The sequence below is a fragment of the Stutzerimonas nosocomialis genome (assembly GCF_005876855.1).
Taxonomy (GTDB): Bacteria; Pseudomonadota; Gammaproteobacteria; order Pseudomonadales; family Pseudomonadaceae; genus Stutzerimonas; species Stutzerimonas nosocomialis.
The window spans coordinates 105,501-128,626 of record NZ_QLAE01000012.1; the positions used below are offsets into that span (position 1 = coordinate 105,501).

27 protein-coding genes are annotated in these 23,126 nt (G+C 66.7%); 14 read left to right on the forward strand and 13 right to left on the reverse strand.

Annotated elements, in window-relative coordinates:
• Positions 1–60: 60 nt before the first annotated feature.
• A complete protein-coding gene (pyk, locus tag DN824_RS10040) occupies positions 61–1,512 on the forward strand; it encodes a pyruvate kinase (RefSeq protein WP_138408264.1) in 1,452 nt (483 codons plus the stop codon).
• A 47-nt stretch (positions 1,513–1,559) separates the two neighbouring features.
• Here the strand turns inward: pyk and DN824_RS10045 are convergent, their stop codons facing one another.
• Both DN824_RS10045 and DN824_RS10050 read right to left on the reverse strand, forming a co-directional pair.
• Complete coding sequence (locus tag DN824_RS10045) at positions 1,560–2,495, reverse strand: iron-sulfur-binding ferredoxin reductase (RefSeq protein ID WP_138408265.1); 936 nt, start codon at positions 2,493–2,495, stop codon at positions 1,560–1,562.
• Complete coding sequence (locus DN824_RS10050) at positions 2,488–3,621, reverse strand: GGDEF domain-containing protein (protein WP_138408266.1); 1,134 nt, start codon at positions 3,619–3,621, stop codon at positions 2,488–2,490. The genes DN824_RS10045 and DN824_RS10050 overlap by 8 nt, the downstream gene beginning before the upstream one ends.
• Before the next feature lie 198 nt (positions 3,622–3,819).
• Here DN824_RS10050 and DN824_RS10055 point away from each other — a divergent pair, with 198 nt between their 5' ends.
• Positions 3,820–5,343, forward strand: a complete 1,524-nt coding sequence (locus DN824_RS10055) for a fumarate hydratase (protein WP_138408267.1) — start codon at positions 3,820–3,822, stop codon at positions 5,341–5,343.
• Positions 5,344–5,402: 59 nt separating this feature from the next.
• Here DN824_RS10055 and DN824_RS10060 read toward each other — a convergent pair whose 3' ends face one another.
• From DN824_RS10060 to DN824_RS10070, 3 genes are all read right to left on the reverse strand, one after another.
• Positions 5,403–5,624, reverse strand: a complete 222-nt coding sequence (locus DN824_RS10060; protein WP_138408268.1) for a VF530 family protein — start codon at positions 5,622–5,624, stop codon at positions 5,403–5,405.
• An 80-nt stretch (positions 5,625–5,704) separates the two neighbouring features.
• Entirely contained in the window at positions 5,705–6,286 is a 582-nt protein-coding gene (locus DN824_RS10065) for a DJ-1/PfpI family protein (protein WP_138408269.1), read from the reverse strand.
• A 39-nt stretch (positions 6,287–6,325) separates the two neighbouring features.
• Positions 6,326–7,489 (reverse strand): phospholipase D-like domain-containing protein, encoded by a 1,164-nt coding sequence (locus DN824_RS10070; RefSeq protein ID WP_241663862.1) that lies wholly within the window; start codon positions 7,487–7,489, stop codon positions 6,326–6,328.
• A 513-nt stretch (positions 7,490–8,002) separates the two neighbouring features.
• On the opposite strand from DN824_RS10070, the gene olsB reads away from it, so the two are divergent.
• The 3 genes from olsB to DN824_RS10085 are packed head-to-tail and all read left to right on the forward strand — an operon-like array spanning position 8,003 to position 10,143.
• Positions 8,003–8,755: an L-ornithine N(alpha)-acyltransferase gene (gene olsB / locus DN824_RS10075; RefSeq protein ID WP_138408270.1), complete on the forward strand. Its 753-nt coding sequence runs from the start codon at positions 8,003–8,005 to the stop codon at positions 8,753–8,755.
• Position 8,756: 1 nt separating this feature from the next.
• The gene (locus DN824_RS10080; RefSeq protein WP_138408271.1) at positions 8,757–9,524 is read left to right on the forward strand and encodes a lysophospholipid acyltransferase family protein; all 768 of its coding nucleotides are present in this window, start codon (positions 8,757–8,759) and stop codon (positions 9,522–9,524) included.
• A 49-nt stretch (positions 9,525–9,573) separates the two neighbouring features.
• Entirely contained in the window at positions 9,574–10,143 is a 570-nt protein-coding gene (locus tag DN824_RS10085; protein WP_138408272.1) for an acyl carrier protein phosphodiesterase, read from the forward strand.
• Between the two features lie 3 nt (positions 10,144–10,146).
• Here DN824_RS10085 and DN824_RS10090 read toward each other — a convergent pair whose 3' ends face one another.
• Both DN824_RS10090 and DN824_RS10095 read right to left on the reverse strand, forming a co-directional pair.
• Positions 10,147–10,935 (reverse strand): class II aldolase/adducin family protein, encoded by a 789-nt coding sequence (locus tag DN824_RS10090; protein WP_138408273.1) that lies wholly within the window; start codon positions 10,933–10,935, stop codon positions 10,147–10,149.
• Positions 10,936–11,030: 95 nt separating this feature from the next.
• Complete coding sequence (locus tag DN824_RS10095; protein ID WP_138408274.1) at positions 11,031–11,483, reverse strand: flavodoxin; 453 nt, start codon at positions 11,481–11,483, stop codon at positions 11,031–11,033.
• Positions 11,484–11,716: 233 nt separating this feature from the next.
• Here DN824_RS10095 and DN824_RS10100 point away from each other — a divergent pair, with 233 nt between their 5' ends.
• From DN824_RS10100 to folX, 3 genes are all read left to right on the forward strand, one after another.
• Positions 11,717–12,343 (forward strand): PilZ domain-containing protein, encoded by a 627-nt coding sequence (locus tag DN824_RS10100; RefSeq protein ID WP_138408275.1) that lies wholly within the window; start codon positions 11,717–11,719, stop codon positions 12,341–12,343.
• 103 nt (positions 12,344–12,446) lie between these two features.
• Positions 12,447–13,157, forward strand: coding sequence for a dihydromonapterin reductase (gene folM, locus DN824_RS10105; protein WP_138408276.1), 711 nt, complete (start codon positions 12,447–12,449; stop codon positions 13,155–13,157).
• A 27-nt stretch (positions 13,158–13,184) separates the two neighbouring features.
• Positions 13,185–13,559 (forward strand): dihydroneopterin triphosphate 2'-epimerase, encoded by a 375-nt coding sequence (gene folX / locus DN824_RS10110; protein WP_138408277.1) that lies wholly within the window; start codon positions 13,185–13,187, stop codon positions 13,557–13,559.
• Here the strand turns inward: folX and DN824_RS10115 are convergent.
• A complete protein-coding gene (locus tag DN824_RS10115; RefSeq protein WP_138408292.1) occupies positions 13,534–14,538 on the reverse strand; it encodes an SDR family oxidoreductase in 1,005 nt (334 codons plus the stop codon). The two genes, folX and DN824_RS10115, sit on opposite strands and share 26 nt — an antisense overlap.
• 174 nt (positions 14,539–14,712) lie before the next feature.
• On the opposite strand from DN824_RS10115, the gene DN824_RS10120 reads away from it, so the two are divergent.
• The gene (locus tag DN824_RS10120) at positions 14,713–15,003 is read left to right on the forward strand and encodes a DUF1244 domain-containing protein (RefSeq protein ID WP_138408278.1); all 291 of its coding nucleotides are present in this window, start codon (positions 14,713–14,715) and stop codon (positions 15,001–15,003) included.
• Entirely contained in the window at positions 15,000–15,347 is a 348-nt protein-coding gene (locus tag DN824_RS10125; protein WP_138408279.1) for a HopJ type III effector protein, read from the forward strand. Before DN824_RS10120 ends, DN824_RS10125 begins: the two co-directional genes overlap by 4 nt.
• A 46-nt stretch (positions 15,348–15,393) precedes the next feature.
• Here the strand turns inward: DN824_RS10125 and trxB are convergent, their stop codons facing one another.
• The gene (gene trxB / locus DN824_RS10130) at positions 15,394–16,338 is read right to left on the reverse strand and encodes a thioredoxin-disulfide reductase (protein ID WP_138408280.1); all 945 of its coding nucleotides are present in this window, start codon (positions 16,336–16,338) and stop codon (positions 15,394–15,396) included.
• Between the two features lie 238 nt (positions 16,339–16,576).
• Between trxB and cysZ the strand changes: the two genes are divergently transcribed.
• A complete protein-coding gene (gene cysZ / locus DN824_RS10135) occupies positions 16,577–17,326 on the forward strand; it encodes a sulfate transporter CysZ (protein WP_138408281.1) in 750 nt (249 codons plus the stop codon).
• A 45-nt stretch (positions 17,327–17,371) separates the two neighbouring features.
• On the opposite strand, the gene DN824_RS10140 is transcribed toward cysZ, so the two are convergent.
• From DN824_RS10140 to DN824_RS10155, 4 genes are all read right to left on the reverse strand, one after another.
• Positions 17,372–18,481, reverse strand: coding sequence for an NADH:flavin oxidoreductase (locus tag DN824_RS10140; protein WP_138408282.1), 1,110 nt, complete (start codon positions 18,479–18,481; stop codon positions 17,372–17,374).
• A 62-nt stretch (positions 18,482–18,543) separates the two neighbouring features.
• A complete protein-coding gene (locus DN824_RS10145) occupies positions 18,544–19,140 on the reverse strand; it encodes a TetR/AcrR family transcriptional regulator (protein ID WP_138408283.1) in 597 nt (198 codons plus the stop codon).
• 134 nt (positions 19,141–19,274) lie between these two features.
• Complete coding sequence (locus DN824_RS10150) at positions 19,275–19,760, reverse strand: glutathione peroxidase (protein ID WP_138408284.1); 486 nt, start codon at positions 19,758–19,760, stop codon at positions 19,275–19,277.
• Between the two features lie 125 nt (positions 19,761–19,885).
• Positions 19,886–20,371: an FKBP-type peptidyl-prolyl cis-trans isomerase gene (locus tag DN824_RS10155; RefSeq protein WP_138408285.1), complete on the reverse strand. Its 486-nt coding sequence runs from the start codon at positions 20,369–20,371 to the stop codon at positions 19,886–19,888.
• 92 nt (positions 20,372–20,463) lie between these two features.
• Between DN824_RS10155 and DN824_RS10160 the strand changes: the two genes are divergently transcribed.
• From DN824_RS10160 to DN824_RS10170, 3 genes are all read left to right on the forward strand, one after another.
• Entirely contained in the window at positions 20,464–20,670 is a 207-nt protein-coding gene (locus tag DN824_RS10160; protein WP_138408286.1) for a DUF3565 domain-containing protein, read from the forward strand.
• A 10-nt stretch (positions 20,671–20,680) separates the two neighbouring features.
• Entirely contained in the window at positions 20,681–21,871 is a 1,191-nt protein-coding gene (locus DN824_RS10165) for an acetate kinase (RefSeq protein ID WP_138408287.1), read from the forward strand.
• Positions 21,872–21,939: 68 nt separating this feature from the next.
• Positions 21,940–23,126 (forward strand): AAA family ATPase (locus tag DN824_RS10170; protein ID WP_158295378.1); only part of this gene is annotated, 1,187 nt, incomplete at its 3' end.

A 23,126-nucleotide genomic window follows, 5' to 3' on the forward strand; every position in this document is an offset into this window, starting at 1 on the left:
CGATGACTACAGCCTCAGCGCGTAGTAGCCTCCAGACCAGCCAGAACAAGGAGTCTTTGCATGACCTCGCGTCGTACCAAAATCGTCGCCACCCTCGGCCCCGCCAGCAACTCCCCGGAAGTGATCGAGCAACTGATCCTCGCCGGGCTCAATGTCGCACGCCTCAACTTTTCCCACGGCACGCCGGACGAGCACAAGGCCCGGGCACGCCTGATCCGCGACATCGCTGCCAAGCACGGGCGCTACGTGGCGCTGCTCGGCGACCTGCAAGGCCCGAAGATCCGCATCGCCAAATTCGCCAACAAGCGCATCGAACTCAAGGAAGGCGACCTGTTCCGCTTCTCCGTTACCCACCCGCGTGACGCCGGTACCCAGGAAGTGGTGGGCATCGACTACCCGGACCTGATCAACGACTGCTCGGTCAACGACGAGCTGCTGCTCGACGACGGCCGCGTGGTGATGTGCGTCGAGCACAAGACCGCCGACGAGCTGCACTGCAAGGTCCTGATCGGCGGCCCGCTGTCGGACCACAAGGGCATCAACCGTCGCGGCGGCGGCCTGACCGCTCCGGCCCTGACCGCCAAGGACAAGGCCGACATCAAGCTGGCGGCGGAAATGGAACTCGACTACCTGGCCGTGTCCTTCCCGCGCGACGCTGCCGACATGGAACTGGCGCGCCGCCTGCGTGACGAAGCCGGTGGCACGGCCTGGCTGGTCGCCAAGATCGAGCGGGCCGAGGCGGTGGCCGACGACGAGGCGCTCGACGGCCTGATTCGCGCCAGCGATGCGGTCATGGTCGCCCGCGGCGACCTGGGCGTCGAGGTCGGCGATGCGGAGCTGGTTGGCATCCAGAAGAAGATCATTCTGCACGCGCGCCGCTACAACAAGGCGGTGATCACCGCGACCCAGATGATGGAGTCGATGATTTCCAACCCGATGCCGACCCGCGCCGAAGTCTCCGACGTGGCCAACGCCGTGCTCGACTACACCGACGCGGTGATGCTCTCTGCCGAAAGCGCCGCCGGTGCCTATCCGGTCGAAGCGGTCAAGGCCATGGCCCGGGTCTGCCTCGGCGCCGAGAAGCATCCCACCAGCCAGAAGTCGAGCCACCGCCTGGGCCACAGCTTCGACCGTTGCGACGAAAGCATCGCGCTCGCGGCGATGTACACGGCCAACCACTTCCCCGGCGTCAAGGCCATCATCAGCCTGACCGAGAGCGGCTTCACCCCGCTGATCATGTCGCGCATCCGGTCGTCGGTGCCTATCTATGCCTTCGCGCCGAACCGCGAAACCCAGGCACGGGTGGCGCTGTTCCGCGGCGTGTACACCATCCCGTTCGATCCATCCCTCGAGCGCAGCGAGAGCGTCAGCCAGGCCGCGGTGAACGAGCTGCTGCAGCGCGGCCTCGTGCAGCCGGGCGACTGGGTGATCCTGACCAAGGGCGACAGCTACCACACCATCGGCGGCACCAACAGCATGAAGCTGTTGCACGTCGGCGAAGCGCTGGTCTGATCGATCTGGCGGTACCAAGCGGAGCGGCTCCCGGCCCCTCCGCTTTTTTATGCGTCGTGCGTGGCCGACACGAAGGTGTCGCTGAATATCTGCCCACGCGGCAAGCCGGCCATGAACAGGCGCCGCGTGGCCGCCTGGACGAAGTCATCCCCACCGCAGAGCAATGCGATGGTGCGCCGCGACGCCGGCTGCAGGGCGGCGAGCCATTGCCGGCCCTGCCCTTCCTCGATCCGCTCCAGGTCCACCTGCGGGTGCTGCCGGGCCAGCGCCTGCAGCGCCTCGTCCATATAGCCGCTGCCCAGATGAACCAGCCGGATCGGCGCCCCGTGCCCCTGGCGCAGCGCCTCGCGCAGGATCGCCCACAGCGGCGCGAGCCCCGTTCCGCTGGCCAGCAGGAGCAACGGCTGGCCGTCCCACAACGGGTCGTAGTGCAGCGCCCCGCCATGCAGGTTGCCCAGGCGCAAGGTGTCGCCCGGCGCGAGGCGACGCATCCTGTCGGCGAAGAGGCCGGGTTTGCGGCAATCGATATGAAATTCCAGCCAGGCGTCCTCGACCGGAAGACTGGCCAGCGAATACGGCCGGGCGACGTCCTGCGTGGCCCAGAGCAGGACATGCTGGCCGGCGTCGTAGCGAAAGGGCCGTCGGGGCTGCAGGCGCAGCCGGGCGATGCCGCTGGCGGGCCAGTCCAGCGAGTGCACGCTGGCCGGGATGCCCTCTCGTTCGGGATCGTAGACCCTGACCGTCAGGCGCTCACGGACCCGGCACTGGCACGCCAGGCGCCAGCCCGCCGCGCGCTGCTCGGGTGGCAAGGCGTCTGGCCTGGCGTCCTCGGGCTCGCCTTCGGTGCAAAGCACCAGGCAGGCGTGGCAACTGCCGGCGCGGCAGCTATAGGGAACGCGGTAGCCGGCGAGGTTGAGCGCATCGAGCAGATTAGCGCCGGCTTCGACCGTCCAGCACTGCCCGGCGCAGCACAGCTCAGGCATCGCCCTGCGCCCAGGACGGGTGGCAACGATTGCGTCCGCTGCGCTTGGCCTCGTACAGCGCCTCGTCGGCACGTTGCAGGGCCGCCTCCAGGTCGTCGTCCGCGCTCAGCAGGGTCATGCCCACCGACAGGCTCAGCTGCGAAGTGTCGACGGCGGTGCCCGGCACCTCCACCGTGGCAAAGGCTTCGCGCAGGCGCTCGCAGCACGCCTTGAAGGCCTCCGGCCCGGTGTCCGGCAGCAGCAGGACGAACTCTTCGCCACCGTAGCGGGCCAGGATGTCGCCTTCTCGCAGGCAGCCCCGGGCGATGCTGGCGAAGCACTGCAGCACCAGGTCGCCACTGGCGTGACCATGCACGTCGTTGATGCGCTTGAAGTGATCCAGGTCGATCAGCGCCAGCCCCGAGCGATGCCCCGGGCGAAGGCGCCTGATATCGATCTCGGCCAGTTTGATGAAATGCCGCCGGTTGAACAGCCCGGTCAGCTCGTCGGTGGACGCCAGGTCCTCGAGCTGACGCATCATGCCGCGCAGCGTCTCCTGGTGCGCCTGCAGGGCGATACGCCGCTGCCGCATCCGCTGGCGCATCCGGTACAGGTAGCTGACGAAGAGGCTCATCCACACCAGCATCACCAGCAGCACGCAGGCCTCCAGCAAGGCCAGCTCAGGCTGCACCAGCCGCCGGTTGAAGTAATCCCACAGGTTGAGCCCGGCATAGCTGCAGAACGCGAGGGCGGCGCAACGGACGAAGACCAGGGGCTTGAGGCTGAACGCGGCGAACAGCAGCACCAGGATGTAGAGGACGATCAGCGAGCCCCGGGCCTCGCCCAGATGCGCGAGGAAATAGGTCAGCCAGAGCAGCCCGACCAGCACCTGGGGTTCGGTCAGGCTCGGGTCCTCGAAGCGCAGGTTGTGCCCGCTGCGAAAGAAATAGAGGAAGATCAGTTGACTGCCAACGATCATCGCGCCGCTGGCCACCGCCGAGCTGGCCGGCGCCTGGTAGAACCCGCCGACCACGGTCAGCCAGGTCAGCAGCAAGGCCAGCGCATAGGTCCCGGCGGCCATGCCGAAGCGCTTGAGCAGCAATAGCTGCAGCGCCTGTTGAGCCCCCTCGTCACGCATCACGCCCATGGGGTCCGTCCCGCGATATCATTTTGATGGCAATTTACGTCAAAGCCCGACGAAAGCCTAGTACGCATCCCTTCTCTCCTGCGGCTGTGTCCATTCAATGCAGCGCGCTATACTGCCGCGCGTTTTTCCTGCGAGAGCGCGCCAGCTGCCTGGCTCGGCGCGCCTCGGTTGTTCCCGCCCCCCTAGAGGACGCGCAGCATGACCGTGATCAAGCAAGACGACCTGATTCAAAGCGTCGCCGATGCCCTACAGTTCATTTCCTATTACCACCCCATCGACTTCATTCAGGCCATGCACGAAGCCTACCTGCGTGAAGAGTCTCCGGCTGCACGCGATTCCATGGCGCAGATCCTGATCAACTCGCGCATGTGCGCCACCGGCCACCGCCCGATCTGCCAGGACACCGGCATCGTCACCGTCTTCGTCAAGGTCGGCATGGACGTCCGCTGGGACGGTGCCACCATGAGCCTGGACGACATGATCAACGAAGGCGTGCGTCGCGCCTACAACCTGCCGGAGAACGTGCTTCGAGCTTCGATCCTCGCCGACCCGGCGGGTTCCCGTAAGAACACCAAGGACAACACTCCCGCGGTCATCCACTACTCCATCGTGCCCGGCAATACCGTGGAGGTCGACGTGGCGGCCAAGGGCGGCGGCTCGGAAAACAAGTCGAAGATGGCCATGCTCAACCCGTCCGACTCGATCGTCGACTGGGTACTGAAGACCGTGCCGACCATGGGCGCCGGCTGGTGCCCGCCGGGCATGCTCGGCATCGGCATCGGCGGCACCGCCGAGAAGGCCGCGGTGATGGCCAAGGAAGTGCTGATGGAGCCGATCGACATCCATGAGCTCAAGGCGCGCGGCCCGCAGAACCGCATCGAAGAGCTGCGCCTGGAACTGTTCGAGAAGGTCAACCAGCTCGGCATCGGTGCCCAGGGGCTGGGCGGCCTGACGACGGTACTCGACGTCAAGATCATGGACTACCCGACCCACGCCGCCTCCTTGCCGGTGTGCATGATCCCCAACTGCGCCGCCACCCGCCACGCGCACTTCATCCTCGACGGCTCCGGCCCCGCCGCGCTGGAAGCGCCGCCGCTGGACGCCTACCCGGATATCGTCTGGGAAGCCGGCCCGTCCGCGCGCCGTGTCAACCTGGACACCATCACGCCGGAAGAAGTGCAGGCCTGGAAACCGGGCGAGACCCTGCTGCTCAACGGCAAGATGCTCACCGGCCGCGACGCAGCCCACAAGCGCATGGTGGACATGCTCAACAAGGGCGAGCAGCTGCCGGTGGACCTCAAGGGTCGCTTCATCTATTACGTCGGCCCGGTCGACCCGGTCGGCGACGAAGTGGTAGGCCCGGCCGGTCCCACCACCGCGACGCGGATGGACAAGTTCACCCGCCAGATCCTGGAAAGCACCGGCCTGCTCGGCATGATCGGCAAGTCCGAGCGTGGCCCGATCGCCATCGACGCGATTCGCGACAACAAGGCGGTCTACCTGATGGCCGTGGGCGGCGCCGCCTACCTGGTGTCGCAGGCGATCAAGGGTTCCAGGACGCTGGCATTCCCCGAGCTGGGCATGGAAGCGATCTACGAATTCGAGGTCAAGGACATGCCGGTCACGGTCGCCGTGGACACCCAGGGCGAATCGGTACACATCACAGGCCCCGCGATCTGGAACAAGAAGATCGCCGAAAGCCTGGCGGTGGAAGTGCAGTAACCGCTGCGTACGCTAAAAAAGCCCGGCCTGTGCCGGGCTTTTTTATGCGCGCCGCCTGGTCAGCGCGACTGGCGCATCCGCACGAACAACGCCTCGACCTTTTCCCTCGCCCAGGGCGTGCGCCGCAGGAAGGTCAGGCTGGACTTGATGCTCGGCTCGCTCTTGAAGCAGCGAATGTCGATTCGCTTGGCAAGGCCATCCCACCCGTAACGGGCCTGAAGCTCGACGAGCATGGCTTCGAGCGTTACGCCGTGCAGCGGGTCATGGGAAGAATCAGGCACTGTGAGCCTCGCCTCGGTCGATGAAGGGTCGACAGCATAGTGGAGCGGCTGCGCCGGGCAAAGCCGCCGCAGCCATTGGCTCAGGGGCGGATCTCGGTGCCGAGCAGCCTGAGGAACGCCGCCAGCCAGGCCGGATGCGCGGGCCAGGCCGGCGCCGTGACCAGGTTGCCCTCGGTATGCGCCTGATCCACCGGAAGGTCGATGAACTCGCCGCCGGCCAGCTTCACCTCGGGAGCACAGGCCGGATAGGCGCTGCAGGCACGCCCTTGAAGCACACCCGCCGCGGCCAGCAGCTGAGCGCCGTGGCACACCGCCGCGATCGGCTTGCGCGCATCGGCGAAGGCCCGGACCAGCGCCAGCACCTCGTCATTCAGCCGCAGGTACTCCGGGGCGCGACCGCCGGGAATCACCAGCGCGTCATATTCCTCGGCACGCACCTGGTCGAAGTCGAAATTGAGCGCGAAGCGGTGACCGGGCTTCTCGCTGTAGGTCTGCTCGCCCTCGAAGTCGTGGATGGCGGTACGCACCGACTCACCGGCCTTCTTGTCCGGGCAGACGGCATGGACGCTGTGCCCGACCATCTGCAGCGCCTGGAACGGCACCATGGTCTCGTAGTCTTCGACGTAATCTCCCACCAGCATCAGGATCTTTTTCGCGGCCATGTGCATGTCCTCCGATGAAAAGGCAAGGGCGGCCGAGGCTCAGCCGCTGCGGTTGAAAACATTGACCAGCAGCTTGTCGAGCGTGCCCCACAGGCGCTGATGCAGGCGGGTGAACAGCGGCCGATGCCTCCACTGCGCCATGTCGATCTCCAGGCTCTGCTGGAAATCCTGCTCGAAGCTCAGGGCCGCCTCGCGGGCGAACCCCGGGTCGATCACCTCGAGGTTGGCTTCCAGGTTCCAGCGCAGGTTCCAGTGATCGAAATTGCAGGAGCCGACGCTGACCCAGTCGTCCACCAGCACCATCTTCAGGTGCAGGAAGTGTGGCTGATATTCGAAGATCCGCACGCCGGCTCTCAGCAGGCGCGGGTAGTAGCGCTGCCCGGCGTAGCGCACCGGCGGATGGTCGGTGTTGCGACTGGTCAGCAGCAGGCGCACGTCGACGCCGCGGCGGGCCGCGCGGATCAGCGCGCGGCGGACCTTGCCGGTCGGCAGAAAATACGGAGTCGCCAGCCAGATCCTGTCCTTGGCCAGGCGGATATTGCGCAGCAGGCTGTGCAGCACGTCCCGGTGCTGGCGCGCGGCCGCGTAGGCCACGCGCCCCATGCCCTCGGTCGCCATCGGGCTGGGCGGAATCCGCGGCGGCCGGACCGGCACCGGCAATTGCCAGATGCGCCGCTTCAGGCAATGCACCCACTGCGCCTCGAACAGGCGTTGCCAGTCCGTCAGCAACGGGCCGCTGATTTCCGCCATCGCTTCGTGCCAATGTTGGTCCGGGTTCTCGGGGTCCCAGAACTCGTCGGTGATGCCGGCACCCCCGACATAGCCGACGCGACCGTCGATCAGGAGGATCTTGCGGTGATCGCGGTGCAGGTTGCGAAAGCGCAGGCGCAGCGACAGAGGGTTGTAGATGCGCAGGTCGATGCCGGCCTGAGCCAGCCGGTCGCGCGGTTTCTGCCCCAGCTTGAGACAGCCGAAGCCATCGAACAGGCAGCGTATCGCCACACCGCGCCCGGCCGCCTCGACCAGCGCATCGACCAGCCGATCGGCGCAGCGGCCGTCCTCGACCAGATAGAACTCGAGGTCGATGGTGCGGCGCGCCGTACCGATGGCCTCCAGCATGACCGGAAAGAAGATCGGCCCGTCGAGCAGCAACCGGAAGCGGTTGCCATCGCGCCATGGAAACACCCCGCCCGCCAGCCTCAGCACAGGCGCCCCCGGCCAGAGACGGCGGGACGCCGATGCATGCACCTGACGGGGTTGCGTTGTTCAGGGGACGACGACGATCGGCGGATACGCGGAACACCGCTACCGCCACGTTCGGCATCGGGCTTGCTCTGCTGCTTCATGAAATCCCTTTGCGAAGGTTCGTTCGCGACAGCCACGCGCCGCCGCGGTGCGAGGATGCCGAGCCGCCAGGCCGAATCGGGTCTCGCACGCCCAGATATAGGCTTGGGAAGCCGGCCAGAGTTCCAGCCCCCGGGCGCGTATCAGGCCCGATTCGAACGCCGTCGAGGCATCGCCCCTGCAGGGCGCAACCCCTTGCCGCGAGGCCGATCGCGACGCCGTGCACGGCCGCCACGGCTGTCATCCAAGCATCATCCCTTCGTCACCTGCCTGACACCACCGCTACCTAGCCTGAGCCTGCCAACCCGACCGCCAACCCAGGCTGGGCGGGCTGGCCGTCACGCCGCTTGCGGCGACCTCAGGAGACACAGCATGACCGCGATCGTATCGACCCGCACCCTGGCACATCGTCGACTGCAAGCGGAGCGCCTGGTCGGCCCGCATGCCCTGCGCGAGGCCCAGGCCCTGCGCTACCGCGTGTTCAGCCAGGAATTCGCGGCGCGCCTGAAAGGCGAGGAATTCGGCCTGGACATGGATGACTACGATCCCCATTGCGAGCACATCGGCGTTCGCGATCTGGACTCCGGAGCCTTGGTGGCCACCACTCGCCTGCTCGACCACGTCGCCGCACGCGGGCTGGGCAGCTTCTACAGCGAGCAGGAATTCAGCCTGCACGGGCTGGCGCACCTGGACGGCCCGATCCTCGAAATCGGTCGCACCTGCGTCGATCCCGATTACCGCAATGGCGCGACCATCGCCGTGCTCTGGGGTGAACTGGCCGAGGCGCTCAACCGCGGCGGTTATCGCTACCTGATGGGCTGCGCCAGCATTCCCATGCAGGACGGCGGCATCCAGGCGCAGGCCATCATGCAGCGGCTGCGCGAACGCTACCTGTGCACCGAGCACGTGCGGGCCGAGCCGAAGAACCCGCTGCCGCCGCTGGATCTGCCCGGCAACCTGATCTCGGAGATGCCGCCGCTGCTCAAGGCCTACATGCGCCTGGGCGCGAAAATCTGCGGCGAGCCGTGCTGGGACCCGGACTTCCAGGTCGCCGACGTGTTCATCCTGCTCAAGCGCGACGAACTCTGCCCGCGCTATGCGCGCCACTTCAAGGCGGCGGTGTGAGATGACGCGGCTACGCCTGTATCGCCGACTGCTGCGCCTCGCCGCGGTCATCGCCCAGGGCCTGGCCATGGCCTGCTGGGTTTCACTGCGCCGGCGCCTGGGCCGTGACGACCCCGCCTACCGGCAGCAACTGACCCGCCTGTTCCTCGACCGCCTGACGGCGACGCTGCCATTTCGCGTTCAGGTGCGCGGCGAACTGCCGGACCGACCGATGCTGTGGCTCGCCAACCATCTGTCCTGGACGGACATCGCGCTTCTGGGCAGCCTGACGCCCCTGTCGTTCCTGTCCAAATCGGAGGTGCGCCGCTGGCCCGTGATCGGCTGGCTCGCCCAGCAGGCCGGCACCCTGTTCATCCGCCGGGGCGCAGGCGACAGTGCCGAGGTCCGGCAACTGCTGGGCGACCATCTGCAGGCCGGGCGCCCGTTGCTGATCTTCCCCGAGGGCACCACCACCGATGGCACTGCCCTGCGCACCTTCCATGCCCGCCTGCTGTCATGCGCCATCGATGCCGGCGTGCCGCTGCAGCCGGTCGCGCTGCGCTATCGCCGCAAGGGCGAACCCGACCGGCTGACGCCCTTCGTCGGCGACGACGATCTCCTCTCCCACCTGTTGCGGCTGCTTCGCGACGAGGAGGCCGACGTGGAAATCCAGCTGCTCACGCCCATCGAGACCACGGGCCTCAACCGCAACAGCCTGGCGCGCCTGAGTCACGCGGCGATCGCCGAAGCGCTCTACGGCAGCGCCGAGATCGAAAGGGCCGCCGCCTGACCGACGACGGCGGCGCCAGCCGGGGCAGCGTCTGGGTTAAGCTTGGGCGATGAACTACCTCGCGCACCTTCACCTGGGCGGCCCGCGTCCGGCCGATCTGCTCGGCAGCCTGTACGGCGACTTCGTCAAGGGTCCGCTGCAGGGACGCTGGCCGGCCGACATCGAGGCCGGCATTCGCCTGCACCGCCAGATCGACCTCTTCACCGACAGCCATCCGCGCGTGCTGATGGCCAAGGCACGCTTTCCAGCCGAACGCCGGCGCCTGGCCGGCATTCTCGTCGACCTGTTCTTCGACCATTGCCTCGCGGCGAACTGGCACGACTATGCCGAAGAGCCCCTCGACGCCTTCACCCGGCGTGTCTATCGGGTATTGCAGGACGAACCCGAGTTGCCCGGCGCACTGGCGCAGATCGCGCCCCGCATGGCCGCACAGGACTGGCTCGGCAGCTACCGCGAATTCGGCGTGCTCGAGCAGGTGATCGCCGGCATGAGCCGGCGCCTGTCGCGGCCACAGGCGCTGGACGGCAGCCTGGAGGAACTCGAACGCCTTTACGCGCCGCTCAGCGAAGATTTCCGCCACTTCTATCCCGAGCTGCAGGCCTTCGCGGCGCGCCGCTGAGCCTCAGGCGTCGTATCCGGGGCTCTGCAGATCGAGCTTGCGCAACAGCGCTGGCCACGCGAGCGCGCCGCCCATGCCCTGGGACGTCTTGGTCACCGCGGCGGCCATCGCCTTGGCGCCGTCGAGGATCTGCTGGGGAATGGGGATCAGCTCGGCGCCGCCGGACTGCGCCATCACCTGGATCTCGCAGGCACGCTGGAAGGTGAACATCATCAGGAAGGTATCGGCGATGCTGCGCCCGCAGGTCAGCAGACCGTGGTTGTGCAGCAGCATGAAGCCGGTGCGGCCGAGATCGGCCTGCAACCGCGCCTTTTCGTCGTGATTGAGCGCCACGCCTTCGTAGCCGTGGTGGGAAAGGCTGGCCAGCACGAACAGCGCCTGCTGGCTGATCGGCAGCAATCCCTGGCGCTGTGCCGACACCGCGACACCGGCAGCGGTGTGGGTGTGCATCACGCACGCCACGTCGTGGCGAACCTCGTGTACCGCACTGTGGATCGTATAGCCGGCGGGGTTGATGTCGTAGGGGCTGTCCATCAGCTTGTTGCCGGCCAGATCGATCTTCACCAGGCTCGAGGCGGTGATTTCGTGAAACATCATCCCGTAGGGGTTGATCAGGAAATGATCGCTATCGGGAATCCGCGCCGAGATGTGGGTGAAGATGAGGTCATCCCACCCATGCAGGGCCACCAGTCGATAACAGGCCGCCAGGTCGACACGGGTCTGCCACTCGGCCGGGCTGACGTGATCTCTCACGGCGGGAAGCGTATGTAGAGCCGTCACGGTGCACCTCATCTGTTGTTGTTCTGACGAAGGCTGAGTCTAGCGTGCCCGGCACACTCGCCCAGTTGCGTTGTCAGCCAGCACAGTGGCCCACCGGGACAGGGGCGCTAAGCCCGCAGCGCGGCCGCGAGGCGATCGAGCCAGGGCTCGGCGTCGGTCTGCGGGGTGACCGTCTCGCTGGCGTCCAGGCGCAGCATCTCCAGCACCTCGCGCATGCCCAGCTCCGCGAACAGCTCGCGCATCTGCTCGCCGCCGCCGCAGAAGGTATCGCCATAACTGGCGTCGCCCAGCGCGATGACGGCGCAGGGCAAGCCTTGCCAGACCGGGAACTGGTCGCGAATGGCGCAATACAGGGGCAGCAGATTGTCGGGCAGCTCACCCATGCCGGTGGTGGACGTCACCGCCAGCAGCGCGTCGGGGCCGAACGCCAGGATCTGCGGCAGCTGCGCCCGCGGGTCGTGCCAGACCTCGAAGCCGGCCGCTCGCAGCCGCTCCCCTGCATGCAGGGCCACGTCTTCGGCTGTGCCGTAGACCGAGCCCGAGAAAATCGCGATCTTCATGATGTCGCTCCATTGAAAGCCGCGATTATGCCCCATCGCGCGCTTCGGCCGAGAGCATGCCGAACGCCGCGCCGGCTGACCGGCGGTCTCGACCGGACGTGTTTTTGGCGGAACCAATCGACGGCAGCGGGGTCATAGCGCCGTCCGAATCACATGGCCCCGATCCCGCGACGGGACGGCCCGCCCGGCGCCCGCAACGCCCGGTTCAGCATCCCCCGAGAGGGATAATCCCGATGGCCGACGACAGCATTCTCTCCAGCGACGAGCTGGAGTACATCAACAGCCTGATGAGCCCGCCCACCGTGGGGCAGTCGTCGAATACCCATGCCTTCAAGGTCGACGGTGGCCCACAGTCCAACGAGACGCTCCTGAAACTGGCGCAGCACTCGACGCTGACCTTCGATGCCCAGTTCGACGATTTCTGCATGTCCTTTCCGCTGCAGCTGGCCAAGGACGAATTCCATGTACTGCAGTTGAAGATGGCCGCACCGATCATCTACGAGCGCGGCCCGGTGCTGCGTGCCTGGCGCTTCCATCCTGACAAGCCGCTGCCGCTGCTGGAAGCCGACGGCGGCAGGAGCAGCCTGAGCGTGCACGAGCTGTCGCCGAGCGGCCTGCTGGTCGACACCAGCCGCAAGCGCAACACCCCGGATTATTTCCAGCTTCGCCTGGCACTGCCCGGCGGCGACACCCTGCCGCTGGAGGCGCGACGGGTGCGCGACGTCGATGAGCGCATGACCGCCTATGAGGTCGACTATCCCGAGCAAAAGGACGCCGAGCGCATCCGCCGCTACCTCTTCAGGCAGCACCGCCGCCTGCACCCGGAACTGCAACCCGAAATGCCGCTCGATCTGGTGTAAGCTCCCCGCTCAGCACCCGCTCGCGCCGCGGCAACGCGCCCCTCCGGGGCGTCGCGGCGACCGACGATGCCCGCCTGACTCCATCTCGTTTGCAGTAGCCGCCATGAAGCCAGACACGCCACCGATTCTCATCACCGGAGCGGCCCAGCGCATCGGCCTGCATTGCGCCGAGCGACTGCTCGACGACGGCCAGCCGGTGATCGTCAGCTATCGCCAGGAGCGCCCCAGCCTGCAACGGCTGCGCTCACGCGGCGCGATCACGCTGCACGGGGACTTCAGCGACGAGGGCGGCATCCTCGCCTTCATCGATGCCCTCAAGGCCACCACCGGGCAGTTGCGTGCGATCGTGCACAACGCCTCGCTCTGGCACCCGGACACGCCGGGCCAGGAAGCCGAGGCGTTTCGCCAGATGTTCCAGGTGCACATGCTCGCGCCCTACCTCATCAACCTGCACTGCAGCGACCTGCTGCGCCACGGCGGCCCGGCGGACATCGTCCACATCAGCGACGATGTCACCCGCAAGGGCAGCGCCCGGCACACCGCCTACGTGGCCAGCAAGGCCGGTCTGGAAAGCCTCACGCTGTCGTTCGCGGCGCGCCTGGCGCCGGCGGTGAAGGTCAATGGCATCGCGCCGGCGCTGATCCAGTTCAACGAGGGCGACGACGAGGCCTATCGCCGCAAGGCACTGGCCAAGTCCGCGCTGGGCATCGAACCGGGCGCCGAGGTGATCTACCAGAGCCTGCGCTACCTGCTGGACAACCCTTACGTCACCGGCACCCTGCTGCCGGTCAACGGCGGTCGACACCTGATCTGACCGCCCCTGCTTGATTGGAGTAACGACATGCCCCGACTGGAACCCGCCATGGCGCGCATCCGCGTCAAAGACCTCAGGCTGCGCACCTACATCGGCATCAAGGAGGAGGAAATCCTCAACAAGCAGGACGTGCTGATCAACCTCACGGTGATCTATCCGGCCAGAGACGCCGTGCGCGACAACGCCATCGAGCAGGCCCTGAACTACCGCACCCTGACCAAGGCGATCATCGCCCATGTCGAGAGCAACCGCTTCGCCCTGCTGGAGCGCCTGACCCAGGAGATTCTCGACCTGGTGATGGCCCACCCCTCGGTGCGCTACGCCGAGGTCGAAGTCGACAAGCCCCACGCGCTGCGCTTTGCCGAGTCGGTCTCGATCACCCTGGCCGGCCACCGCGACTGAGCAGACCCGCCACCAACGCCCCGCCAGCCAGGGCCAGCGCACCCAGCGCCAGGCCCCGGCGATGCATGCTCGCCCACACCTGGACGCTGTGCGTCTTGGCCTCGGCATCGAAACGGCCATGGCTGCCCATGTCCCGCGGCACCGGCTCGAACAGATTGTCCGGCCGATCCTCCGCCACCGGCCGCTCGGTCTGCTGGCCGCTGTAGCCCTGCCGCACCAGCACCCGGTCAGCCAGCCAGGGAAACAGACCGTTTCCAAGAATCGTCTTGACTGCGGGAAAGCCCAGCCAGACTTCGCGACGGCGCTGCCCGGCGGCCCAGACGATACCGCGCGCAGCGATTTCCGGCTGGAAGATCGGCGGCACCGGCTGCGGCCGTTTCGGCAGCCGCGTGCGGGCCCAGTCGAATTGCGGCGTATTGAAGGCCGCCAGCTGCACCATGGTGACATGCACCCGGCTGCGGTCGTGCCTGAGTTCGACCCGCAGGGCATCGGTAAAGCCGCGCACCGCGAACTTGGCGGCGCAGTAGGCCGACTGCAGGGGAATGGCGCGGTAGGCCAGCGCCGAGCCGACCTGCACGATGGTGCCCCGATTGCGCGCCCGCATGCGCCTGAGTGCGGCACAGGTGCCGTGCACGGTCCCCAGGTAACTGACCTCGGTGACCCGGCGATACTCCTCGGCGCTGATCTGGTGGACCGGCGCGAGGATCGTGACCATCGCGTTGTTCACCCAGATGTCGATCGGGCCGAGTTCGGCTTCGATCCGCTCGGTGGCCGCGTCGACCTGGGCCGGATCGGCCACGTCCACGCGAATCGTCAACGCGCTGCCGCCGAGCGCTTCGATTTCCCGCCGGGCACCCTGCAGCCCTTCCTCGCCTCGCGCCAGCAATGCCAGGCGGGCGCCCTGGCGCGCGAATTCCAGCGCCGTCGCCCGGCCGACTCCCGCCGACGCGCCGGTCACCACCACCACCTTGTCTCTCATCGTCGTCATGTTCGCCGTGTCCTCTCTCGGGCCCGCACTGCGTGGGTAAGCCACCTGTCTATCCGGCGGCAGGCGGGCCAGGAAGTTCCGCCCATCCGCCAGGCGCGGACGCTGGCCCGGCGCTCGGAGCTGGCGTTATCATCGCGGCCACCTCTGCCACGCCGAGACCGAACCATGAACGATCAAGAACGCCTCGAACTCGAAGCCGCCGCCTTCCGCCGCCTCGTGCAGCACCTGCGCAGTCGCCCCGACGTGCAGAACATCGACCTGATGAACCTGGCCGGCTTCTGCCGCAACTGCCTGTCCAAGTGGTACAAGGCCGCTGCCGAAGACATGGACCTGGAAGTCAGCTACGACCAGGCCCGCGAAGAGATCTACGGCATGCCGTACGAAGAGTGGAAGCACCGCTACCAGAAGGAAGCGACCGCCGAGCAGCAGGCCGCATTCGACAAGGGGCAGAAATGAGCGAAGCACTGACGGCGTTCCGCGCCAGCCTGCACGGCAGCAGCCACAGGTTCAGCGATACCCTCGCCTTCATCGACGACCACTACCTTTACCAGCCGAGCGGCTTCGCCAATGGCGATGTGGAAAACGCGGCGGGTGAGAACGTGGGCTCGTGCAAGACCCTGGGGCTCGCCCTGCTCGAAGGCTTCTCCACCGAAGAAGCGCTGCTGGCGTTCGCCGAGCATTACCAGGCCGTGCTGGCGACGCCGAACGGCGAAGACCACCGCAATATCCGTGCGCTGATGCAGACCGGCCTGGCCGGCGTGCGTTTCGAGAGCCTGCCACTCACGCACAAGCCGGCCTGAACGAAAACGGCCCGCATGCGCGGGCCGTCGGATTGCGAAGCGGGAGCTAGATCCCGTCGAGATAGCGCTCGACGTCCAGCGCCGCCATGCAGCCGGCACCTGCCGAAGTGATCGCCTGGCGGTAGACGTGGTCGGCGACATCACCAGCGGCGAACACGCCCGGCACGCTGGTGGCGGTGGCATTGCCGTCACGCCCGCCATGAATGACGATATAACCCTCCTTCAGCGCCAGCTGCCCCTCGAACAGCGCCGTGTTGGGCGTATGCCCGATGGCGACGAACAGACCGTCGACATCGAGCCGCTCGACCTGCCCCTCGCGCCCGCGCAACTGCACGCCGGTCACGCCCATCTCGTTGCCCAGCACCTCGTCGACCTCACGATCGAGCCTGAGCACGATCTTGCCTTCGGCGACTCGCTCGCGGAGCTTGTCCTGAAGAATCTTCTCGGCACGGAAACTGTCGCGACGATGCACCAGGGTCACCCGGCTGGCGATGTTGGCCAGGTACAGGGCTTCTTCGACGGCGGTGTTGCCGCCACCGACCACCGCGACCTCCCGGTTGCGGTAGAAGAACCCGTCGCAGGTGGCACATGCCGAGACCCCGCGGCCCATGAAGGCTTCTTCCGAAGGCAGGCCCAGGTAGCGCGCGCTCGCCCCGGTGGCGATGATCAGGGCGTCGCAGCTGTAGCGGGCGCTGTCACCGATCAGGGTGAACGGCTTGCCGGCCAGGTCCACGGCATTGATGTGATCGAAGACGATTTCGGTCTCGAAGCGCTCGGCATGGGCCTGCATGCGCTGCATCAGGTCGGGACCGGTCAGGCCGTGGGGGTCGCCTGGCCAGTTGTCCACTTCCGTGGTCGTGGTCAGTTGGCCGCCCATCTGCATGCCGGTGATGAGCAGCGGCTTGAGGTTGGCGCGCGCGGCATAGACCGCGGCGCTGTAGCCGGCTGGCCCGGAGCCGAGAATGATCAGTCGGGCGTGACGATCTGCCATGGGGACTCCTTGCCTGTCGGCGAGAATAAAAAAGGGTCATCCCAGCACTTGGGGAAGGCTTGATGGAGCGGATGACCCTCGGGAAACCAGTGGCGCGAACTCTACGCCTGCCACACAGTTCACAGAAATTCAGGAATTCGATCCATGGCATAGGCAATGGCTATCGTCCGGGCAGAGCGCTTTTACCCGCCCGGCAAAGCCGGTAAGGTCGCCGCATTCGTTCGCTGGAGGTTCCCCCATGCCCGCTGCACTTTCCGGCCCGCAGTACCTGCGCGAGGGCCTGCGACTGGTCCTCAGCCCCGGCCTGAGGCTCTTCGTGGTACTGCCACTGACCGCGAACCTGCTGGTCTTCGCCAGCCTGATCTACTTCGCCATCAGCCGCTTCGGCGGCTGGGTGGATGCCTTCATGCCCAGCCTGCCGGACTGGCTCAGCTTCCTCCAATACCTGATCTGGCCACTGTTCGTGGCGCTGGTGCTGCTGATGGTGTTTTTCACCTTCACGCTGTTCGCCAACATCATCGCCTCGCCATTCAACGGCTTTCTTGCCGAAAAGGTCGAAGTCGTCGTGCGTGGCGAGGACGACTTCCCGCCGTTCAGCTGGCGCGAGCTGTTCGCCCTGCTGCCCCGCACCATCGGCCGCGAGCTGCGCAAGCTGGCCTACTTCGCGCCACGCGCCCTGGTACTGGTGATCCTGTCGTTCATTCCGGTGGTGAACCTGGTGGCTGCGCCGCTGTGGCTGCTGTTCGGCATCTGGATGATGGCCGTGCAGTACATCGACTACCCCGCCGACAACCACAAGATGAGCTGGAACGACATGATGGCCTGGCTGCGCCAGCGGCGCTGGCAGAGCCTGAGCTTCGGTGCGGTGACCTACGCCGCGCTGCTGATCCCGGTGGTGAACCTCCTGATCATGCCGGCCGCGGTGGCCGGTGCGACCGTGCTCTGGGTGCGCGAGGGCGGCGGGAATTCCCTGGTCCGGCGCGACTGATCCGCCGGGCGGCTCACGCAGCCCGGCGGGTCGAGCCGTCGTGCGTCAGGCCAGGGTGGCCAGCGACTCGCGGCTGAACGGCAGGATGTCCTGCATGCGTCCGTCCCGCACCTTGGCCGCCCATTCCGGATCGACGATCAGCGCGCGGCCCACGGCGACCAGGTCGAACTCCTGGTCATCCAGGCGCTGCAGCAGGTTCTCGATGCTGGCCGGCTGGGCCACCTCGTCGGTCTTGCCGAAGAACTGGGTGAACTCGCTGCCGTCCAGCCCAACGCTGCCGACGGTGATGGTGGGCTTGCCGGTGAGCTTGCGGGTCCAGCCGGCCAGGTTCAGCTCCGAACCTTCGAATTCGGGAATCCAGAACCGCCGGGTCGAGCAGTGGAAAATGTCCACTCCGGCGTCGGACAGGGGCTTGAGGAACTCCCCCAGCTCCTCGGCGCTCTGCACCAGGCGCGCGCTGTAGTCCTGCTGCTTCCACTGCGAGAAGCGGAAGATGATCGGGTAATCGGGACCCACCGCCTCGCGCACCGCCTGGATCAGCTCGATGGCGAAGCGCGAACGGTTGGCCAGGCTGCCGCCGTACTCGTCGGTGCGCTGGTTGCTGCCCTCCCAGAAGAACTGGTCGATCAGGTAGCCGTGGGCGCCGTGGATCTCGACGCCATCCATGCCGATCGCCTTGGCGTCCCGGGCGGCCTGGGCGAACGCGGCGATGACCTCGGCGATATCGTCCCTGGTCATGCCATGGACCAGCAGCGTGTCGTTCTTGCGCTTCTCCATTGGCCCGTAGGCCGGCACGCTCGCATCCGGTTCGGTACCGAGCCGGCGCACGTTGCCCACGTGCCACAGCTGCGGAACGATGGTGCCGCCCTCGGCATGCACCGCCTCGACCACCTGCTTCCAGCCCGCCAGGGCGTCCTCGCCATAGAAACGCGGGACGTTGGGATACCCGTTGGCCGCGGGATGCCCCACCGTGGTGCCTTCGGTGACGATCAGGCCGACGCCCGCCGCCGCGCGGCGCCGGTAGTACTCCACCACGGCCTGGTTCGGCACGCCGCCCGGCGAGAAGGAACGGGTCATCGGCGCCATCACGACGCGGGTCGGAACGGTCAGCGAGCCGAGGCGAAAGGGTTGGAACAGGGACTGTGCAGCGGTCATCGAGGGCAACTCCATGCAGTTGAAATGACCGGTCGTCTAGCGAACCGGAAAAAAGAGAAAGGTCAGCGATGGCGCAGAAGCTGCTCCAGCTGACCGAGGAAACTTTCCAGCGGCGCCACCCGGCCACCGACCTTCATCCGCATCAGGGCACCTTCCCAGGCATTGCCGATGAATTCGGCCAGCGAGCGGCATTCCACCTCGGCGTCGATCTCGCCCGCCTCGCGTGCCGCTTCCAGGCAGTCCGCCAGCAGCGTGACCGAGCGTTCGAGTATCGCTTCGACCCGCAGGCCGATCGGCCGGCACAGCTCGGCCATCTCGAAGCTCAGGCTGCCGATGAAACAGTGGTACTCGGGGGTCGGCTGGCGGGCGAAGTGCGCCACCAGGTCGCGGTAGTAATCGAGGATGCGCTGCGTCGGCGGCAGCCGGGTATCGGTCAGGGCACGCTCGTAGCGCTGCAACCGCGGCCGATAGAGATGATCGAGCGCCTGCAGGGCGAAGTCTTCCTTGCTGGCGAAGTAGTGGTAGAACGAGCCCTTCGGCACGCCCGCCGCCTGCACGATCTCCAGCACGCCGGTGCCGTGATAGCCACGCCGGGTCATCACCTGCGCGCCCCTGGCGAGGATCAGTGCATGCTTGTCGGAGCGGGATCGGCTGTTCATGGCGCCGAGAATATGACCGGTCGTCTCGGATACCCAGCATCATCAGCGATGCTTATCGGCAGCCAACCGTGAGGGAGATGGAGCGGCAAGGGGAAAACGGTGCCCGGCGCGCAACCGGCCGGGCAAGAGCGGGTTCAGTCGCCGAGGGCTTTTTCGATGGCCTGGATCAGCGCCGGATCGTCCGGCGTGGTGCGCGGGGAGAAGCGCGCCAGGACTCGGCCGTCCTTGCCGACCAGAAACTTTTCGAAATTCCAGCTGATGTCGCCCGGGAAATCGGCGCCCTCGCCCGCCAGCAGGCGGTACATCGGGTGACGTTGCGGGCCGTTGACCTCGAGCTTGCCGGTCAGCGGAAAGCTGACGCCATAGGTGGCGCGGCAGAAGCCCTGGATATCTTCGTCGGAGCCAGGCTCCTGAGCGGCGAACTGGTTGCAGGGCACGCCGAGTACGCTGAAGCCGCGGTCGCCGTAGTCCTGCTGCAACTTCACCAGGCCGGCGTATTGCGGGGTCAGGCCGCATTGCGATGCGACGTTGACGACCAGGGTCACCTTTTCCTTGAAGGGCGCGAGCGGCAGCTCCCCACCTCCCAGAGCCGGCAGCTTCAACTCGTGGAACGCACTCATTTTCAACTCCTACAGAGGACAAAGGCGCTCCGGCAGCACCGGAACGCCTCCTTAACGCTAGCCGACCGGGGCCGGGCACTGTCAACCATGTCCAAGGGTCACACAGGGATCAGCGTCAGCCGACCTCAGTGATGATGACCACCTTCGCCATGGATGTGACCATGGGCAATTTCCTCTTCGCTGGCTTCGCGCACGTCGACGATCTTGACGTCGAAGTTCAGGCGCTGGCCGGCCAGCGGGTGGTTGCCGTCGACCGTCACGTCGTCGCCTTCGACGTCGCGGATGGTGACGATCTGCATGCTGCCGTCCGGACCGGAGGCGTGGAACTGCATGCCGACCTCGAGCTCGTCGACGCCTTCGAACATGGCGCGGCTCAGGGTCGCGACCAGCTCGGCGCTGTATTCCCCGTAGGCATCCTCGGGTTCGATCGCGACCTGTACGTGGTCGCCGCTCTGCTTGCCTTCCAGGGCCTTCTCGAGGCCGGCGATGATGTTGCCTGCTCCGTGCAGGTAGACCAGCGGCGCACCGCCGGAAGAGCTGTCGATTACCTCACCGGCATCGTTGGTGAGGGTATAGTCGATGGAGACAGCCTTGTTGGCGGCGATCAGCATGGGATAGGACCTTTGCTTGAGAATTGTGAATGCCAAAGTTTAACCGCGGCCCGCGAGTATTGCGAATCGAGGCCGGATGAACGGGAAAGGCCATGCCCGCGATTTCGTATCTGATTGATTTTCGTCAGGACGAAGACCTGCATTGGGTGGCAGTCTTGTCGTGCGGCCATACGCAGCACCTGCGACACCAGCCCCCCTGGCAATCGCGTGCCTGGGTGCTCGATCCCGAACAGCGTCGAGCCAGGCTCGGCAAGCCGTTCCCCTGTGGCTGGTGCGCCAAGGGCAGCGATACAACATGAAGGAGTCTCGATGTCTGCACGCAACATTCTGGTGGTCAACTGTGGCAGCTCTTCGATCAAGTTCGCGCTGGTCAACGAAGCCCATTCGCAATTTCCCCTGAGCGGGCTGGCCGAGCGGCTCGGTACCGCCGACGCGGTACTGCACTGGCAGCGCAGCAGCGGCGAAAAGGACAGCATGCTGATCCCCAACGCCGATCATCGCGCCGCCCTTTCGCAGTTGTTGCCGATGGTCAATTCGGTGGCCGGCGGCCAGCTCCACGGCATCGGCCATCGGGTCGTGCATGGCGGGGAATTCTTCACCCAGGCGACGCGGATCGACCACAAGGTGCTGTCGGCGATCTCCGCGACCGCTCCCCTGGCGCCGCTGCACAACCCGGCCAACCTGCAGGGCATCGAAGCGGCGATGAAGCTGTTCCCCAGCCTGCCGCACGTCGCGGTTTTCGACACCGCCTTCCACCAGACGCTGCCCGAGCACGCCTTCCGCTACGCCCTGCCCGACCACCTCTATCGGCAGCACGGCGTGCGGCGCTACGGCTTCCACGGCACCAGCCACCGCTTCGTCAGCCATCGCGCCGCCAGCATGGCCAACCTGGCCGTGGGCGACAGCAGCTGGCTCAGCGCGCACCTCGGTAACGGCTGTTCCACCTGCGCCATCGTCAACGGCCAGAGCCGCGACACCAGCATGGGCCTGACGCCGCTGGAAGGCGTGGCGATGGGCACCCGCAGCGGCGACGTCGACCCCAACCTGCACAGCCACCTGGCCAGAGCGCTGGGCTGGAGCCTCGAGCAGATCGACCGGATGCTGAACAACGACAGCGGCGTCAAAGGCCTGTCCGGCCTGTCCAACGACATGCGCACCCTGGAACAGGCGCGCGAACAGGGGCATGCCGGCGCGACGCTGGCGATCGAAGTGTTCTGCTACCGCGTCGCCAAGTCGCTGGCCGCCATGGCTTGCGCCCTGTCCCAGCTGGACGGCCTGATCTTCACCGGCGGAATCGGCGAGAACTCGCCCCTGATCCGGCGCAAGATCGTCGAGCACCTGCGCCTGTTCAACCTGGAGCTGGACAGCGAGGCCAATGCGCGCTGCATCCGCGGCGTGTCCGGGTTCATCCAGGCCTACGGCCGCCCACGGGTGCTGGTGGTACCGACCAACGAAGAACGGCAGATCGCCCTCGACACCCTGGGCCTGCTGGACGCCTGATTCGCGCACGCGCGGCACACCTGCGCGGTCGCCGCGCCCTGCCCGCTTCGCTCTCAAAGGAGAACCGGATGCACACCTTCTTCATCTCGCCGACCGGTTTCGGCGTCGGCCTGACCTCCATCAGCCTCGGCCTGGTTCGCGCGCTCGAACGCAACGGCCTGAAGGTCGGCTTCTTCAAGCCCATCGCCCAGCCGCATGCGGGCGACGAAGGGCCGGAACGCTCCACCGAGCTGATCGCCCGCACCCACGGCCTGACGCCACCCAAGCCGCTCGGCCTGGCCAAGGTGGAGCGCATGCTCGGCGACGGCCACGTCGACGAGCTGCTCGAGGAGATCGTCAGCCTGTTCCAGCAGGCCGCTCAGGACAAGGACGTGGTGATCGTCGAGGGCATGGTGCCGACCCGCCAGGCCAGTTATGCCGCGCGTGTCAATCAGCACCTGGCCAAGAGCCTGGATGCCGACGTGATCCTGGTCAGCGCGCCGGAAAGCGAAACCCTCGGCGAGCTCTACGGGCGCATCGAGATCCAGGCCCAGCAGTTCGGCGGGCCGAAGGACCCGAAGGTGCTCGGCGTGATTCTCAACAAGGTGCGCCACGAAGCGGGGATGGACGACTTCGTCCAGCGCCTCAAGCGCCACGCGCCGATGCTCGACAGCGGTTACTTCCGGCTGATCGGCTGCATCCCCTGGGCGGACGAGCTCAACGCGCCGCGCACCCGCGACATCGCCGACCTGCTCGGCGCCCGGGTGCTCAATGCCGGCGAATACGAGCAGCGCCGCGTCGGCAAGATCGTGCTGTGCGCCCGCGCCGTGCCCAACACCGTGCAACTGCTCAAGCCCGACGTGCTGGTCGTCACGCCAGGCGATCGCGACGACATCATCCTCGCCTCGAGCCTGGCGGCCATGAACGGCGTGCCGCTGGCCGGGCTGCTGCTGTGCAGCGACTTCACGCCCGATCCGCGGATCATGGAACTCTGCAAGGGCGCGCTGCAGAGCGGCCTGCCGGTGCTGACGGTCTCGACCGGCTCTTACGACACCGCGACCAACCTCAACCGGTTGAACAAGGAAATCCCGATCGACGACCGCGAGCGCGCCGAGAAGGTGACCGAGTTCGTCGCCAGCCATATCGAGCACGACTGGCTCAAGCAGCGTTGCGGCAGCCCCCGCGAGCTGCGCCTTTCGCCGCCGGCGTTCCGCTACCAGCTGGTCAAGCGCGCCCAGGCGGCGAACAAGCGCATCGTGCTGCCCGAAGGCAGCGA

What these genes read in the sequence shown, in the direction of transcription:
- DN824_RS10085 (WP_138408272.1), top strand. Translation starts at nt 9,574, where the DNA reads ATGAACTACCTCGCGCACCTTCACCTGGGCGGCCCGCGTCCGGCCGAT.
- DN824_RS10115 (WP_138408292.1), bottom strand. Translation starts at nt 14,538, where the DNA reads ATGAGAGACAAGGTGGTGGTGGTGACCGGCGCGTCGGCGGGAGTCGGC.
- DN824_RS10140 (WP_138408282.1), bottom strand. Translation starts at nt 18,481, where the DNA reads ATGACCGCTGCACAGTCCCTGTTCCAACCCTTTCGCCTCGGCTCGCTG.
- trxB (WP_138408280.1), bottom strand. Translation starts at nt 16,338, where the DNA reads ATGGCAGATCGTCACGCCCGACTGATCATTCTCGGCTCCGGGCCAGCC.
- pyk (WP_138408264.1), top strand. Translation starts at nt 61, where the DNA reads ATGACCTCGCGTCGTACCAAAATCGTCGCCACCCTCGGCCCCGCCAGC.
- olsB (WP_138408270.1), top strand. Translation starts at nt 8,003, where the DNA reads ATGACCGCGATCGTATCGACCCGCACCCTGGCACATCGTCGACTGCAA.
- DN824_RS10150 (WP_138408284.1), bottom strand. Translation starts at nt 19,760, where the DNA reads ATGAGTGCGTTCCACGAGTTGAAGCTGCCGGCTCTGGGAGGTGGGGAG.
- DN824_RS10155 (WP_138408285.1), bottom strand. Translation starts at nt 20,371, where the DNA reads ATGCTGATCGCCGCCAACAAGGCTGTCTCCATCGACTATACCCTCACC.
- DN824_RS10095 (WP_138408274.1), bottom strand. Translation starts at nt 11,483, where the DNA reads ATGAAGATCGCGATTTTCTCGGGCTCGGTCTACGGCACAGCCGAAGAC.
- folM (WP_138408276.1), top strand. Translation starts at nt 12,447, where the DNA reads ATGAAGCCAGACACGCCACCGATTCTCATCACCGGAGCGGCCCAGCGC.
- DN824_RS10055 (WP_138408267.1), top strand. Translation starts at nt 3,820, where the DNA reads ATGACCGTGATCAAGCAAGACGACCTGATTCAAAGCGTCGCCGATGCC.
- DN824_RS10160 (WP_138408286.1), top strand. Translation starts at nt 20,464, where the DNA reads ATGCCCGCGATTTCGTATCTGATTGATTTTCGTCAGGACGAAGACCTG.
- DN824_RS10100 (WP_138408275.1), top strand. Translation starts at nt 11,717, where the DNA reads ATGGCCGACGACAGCATTCTCTCCAGCGACGAGCTGGAGTACATCAAC.
- DN824_RS10065 (WP_138408269.1), bottom strand. Translation starts at nt 6,286, where the DNA reads ATGGCCGCGAAAAAGATCCTGATGCTGGTGGGAGATTACGTCGAAGAC.
- DN824_RS10080 (WP_138408271.1), top strand. Translation starts at nt 8,757, where the DNA reads ATGACGCGGCTACGCCTGTATCGCCGACTGCTGCGCCTCGCCGCGGTC.
- DN824_RS10145 (WP_138408283.1), bottom strand. Translation starts at nt 19,140, where the DNA reads ATGAACAGCCGATCCCGCTCCGACAAGCATGCACTGATCCTCGCCAGG.
- DN824_RS10090 (WP_138408273.1), bottom strand. Translation starts at nt 10,935, where the DNA reads ATGAGGTGCACCGTGACGGCTCTACATACGCTTCCCGCCGTGAGAGAT.
- DN824_RS10045 (WP_138408265.1), bottom strand. Translation starts at nt 2,495, where the DNA reads ATGCCTGAGCTGTGCTGCGCCGGGCAGTGCTGGACGGTCGAAGCCGGC.
- DN824_RS10165 (WP_138408287.1), top strand. Translation starts at nt 20,681, where the DNA reads ATGTCTGCACGCAACATTCTGGTGGTCAACTGTGGCAGCTCTTCGATC.
- DN824_RS10125 (WP_138408279.1), top strand. Translation starts at nt 15,000, where the DNA reads ATGAGCGAAGCACTGACGGCGTTCCGCGCCAGCCTGCACGGCAGCAGC.
- folX (WP_138408277.1), top strand. Translation starts at nt 13,185, where the DNA reads ATGCCCCGACTGGAACCCGCCATGGCGCGCATCCGCGTCAAAGACCTC.
- DN824_RS10050 (WP_138408266.1), bottom strand. Translation starts at nt 3,621, where the DNA reads ATGGGCGTGATGCGTGACGAGGGGGCTCAACAGGCGCTGCAGCTATTG.
- cysZ (WP_138408281.1), top strand. Translation starts at nt 16,577, where the DNA reads ATGCCCGCTGCACTTTCCGGCCCGCAGTACCTGCGCGAGGGCCTGCGA.
- DN824_RS10120 (WP_138408278.1), top strand. Translation starts at nt 14,713, where the DNA reads ATGAACGATCAAGAACGCCTCGAACTCGAAGCCGCCGCCTTCCGCCGC.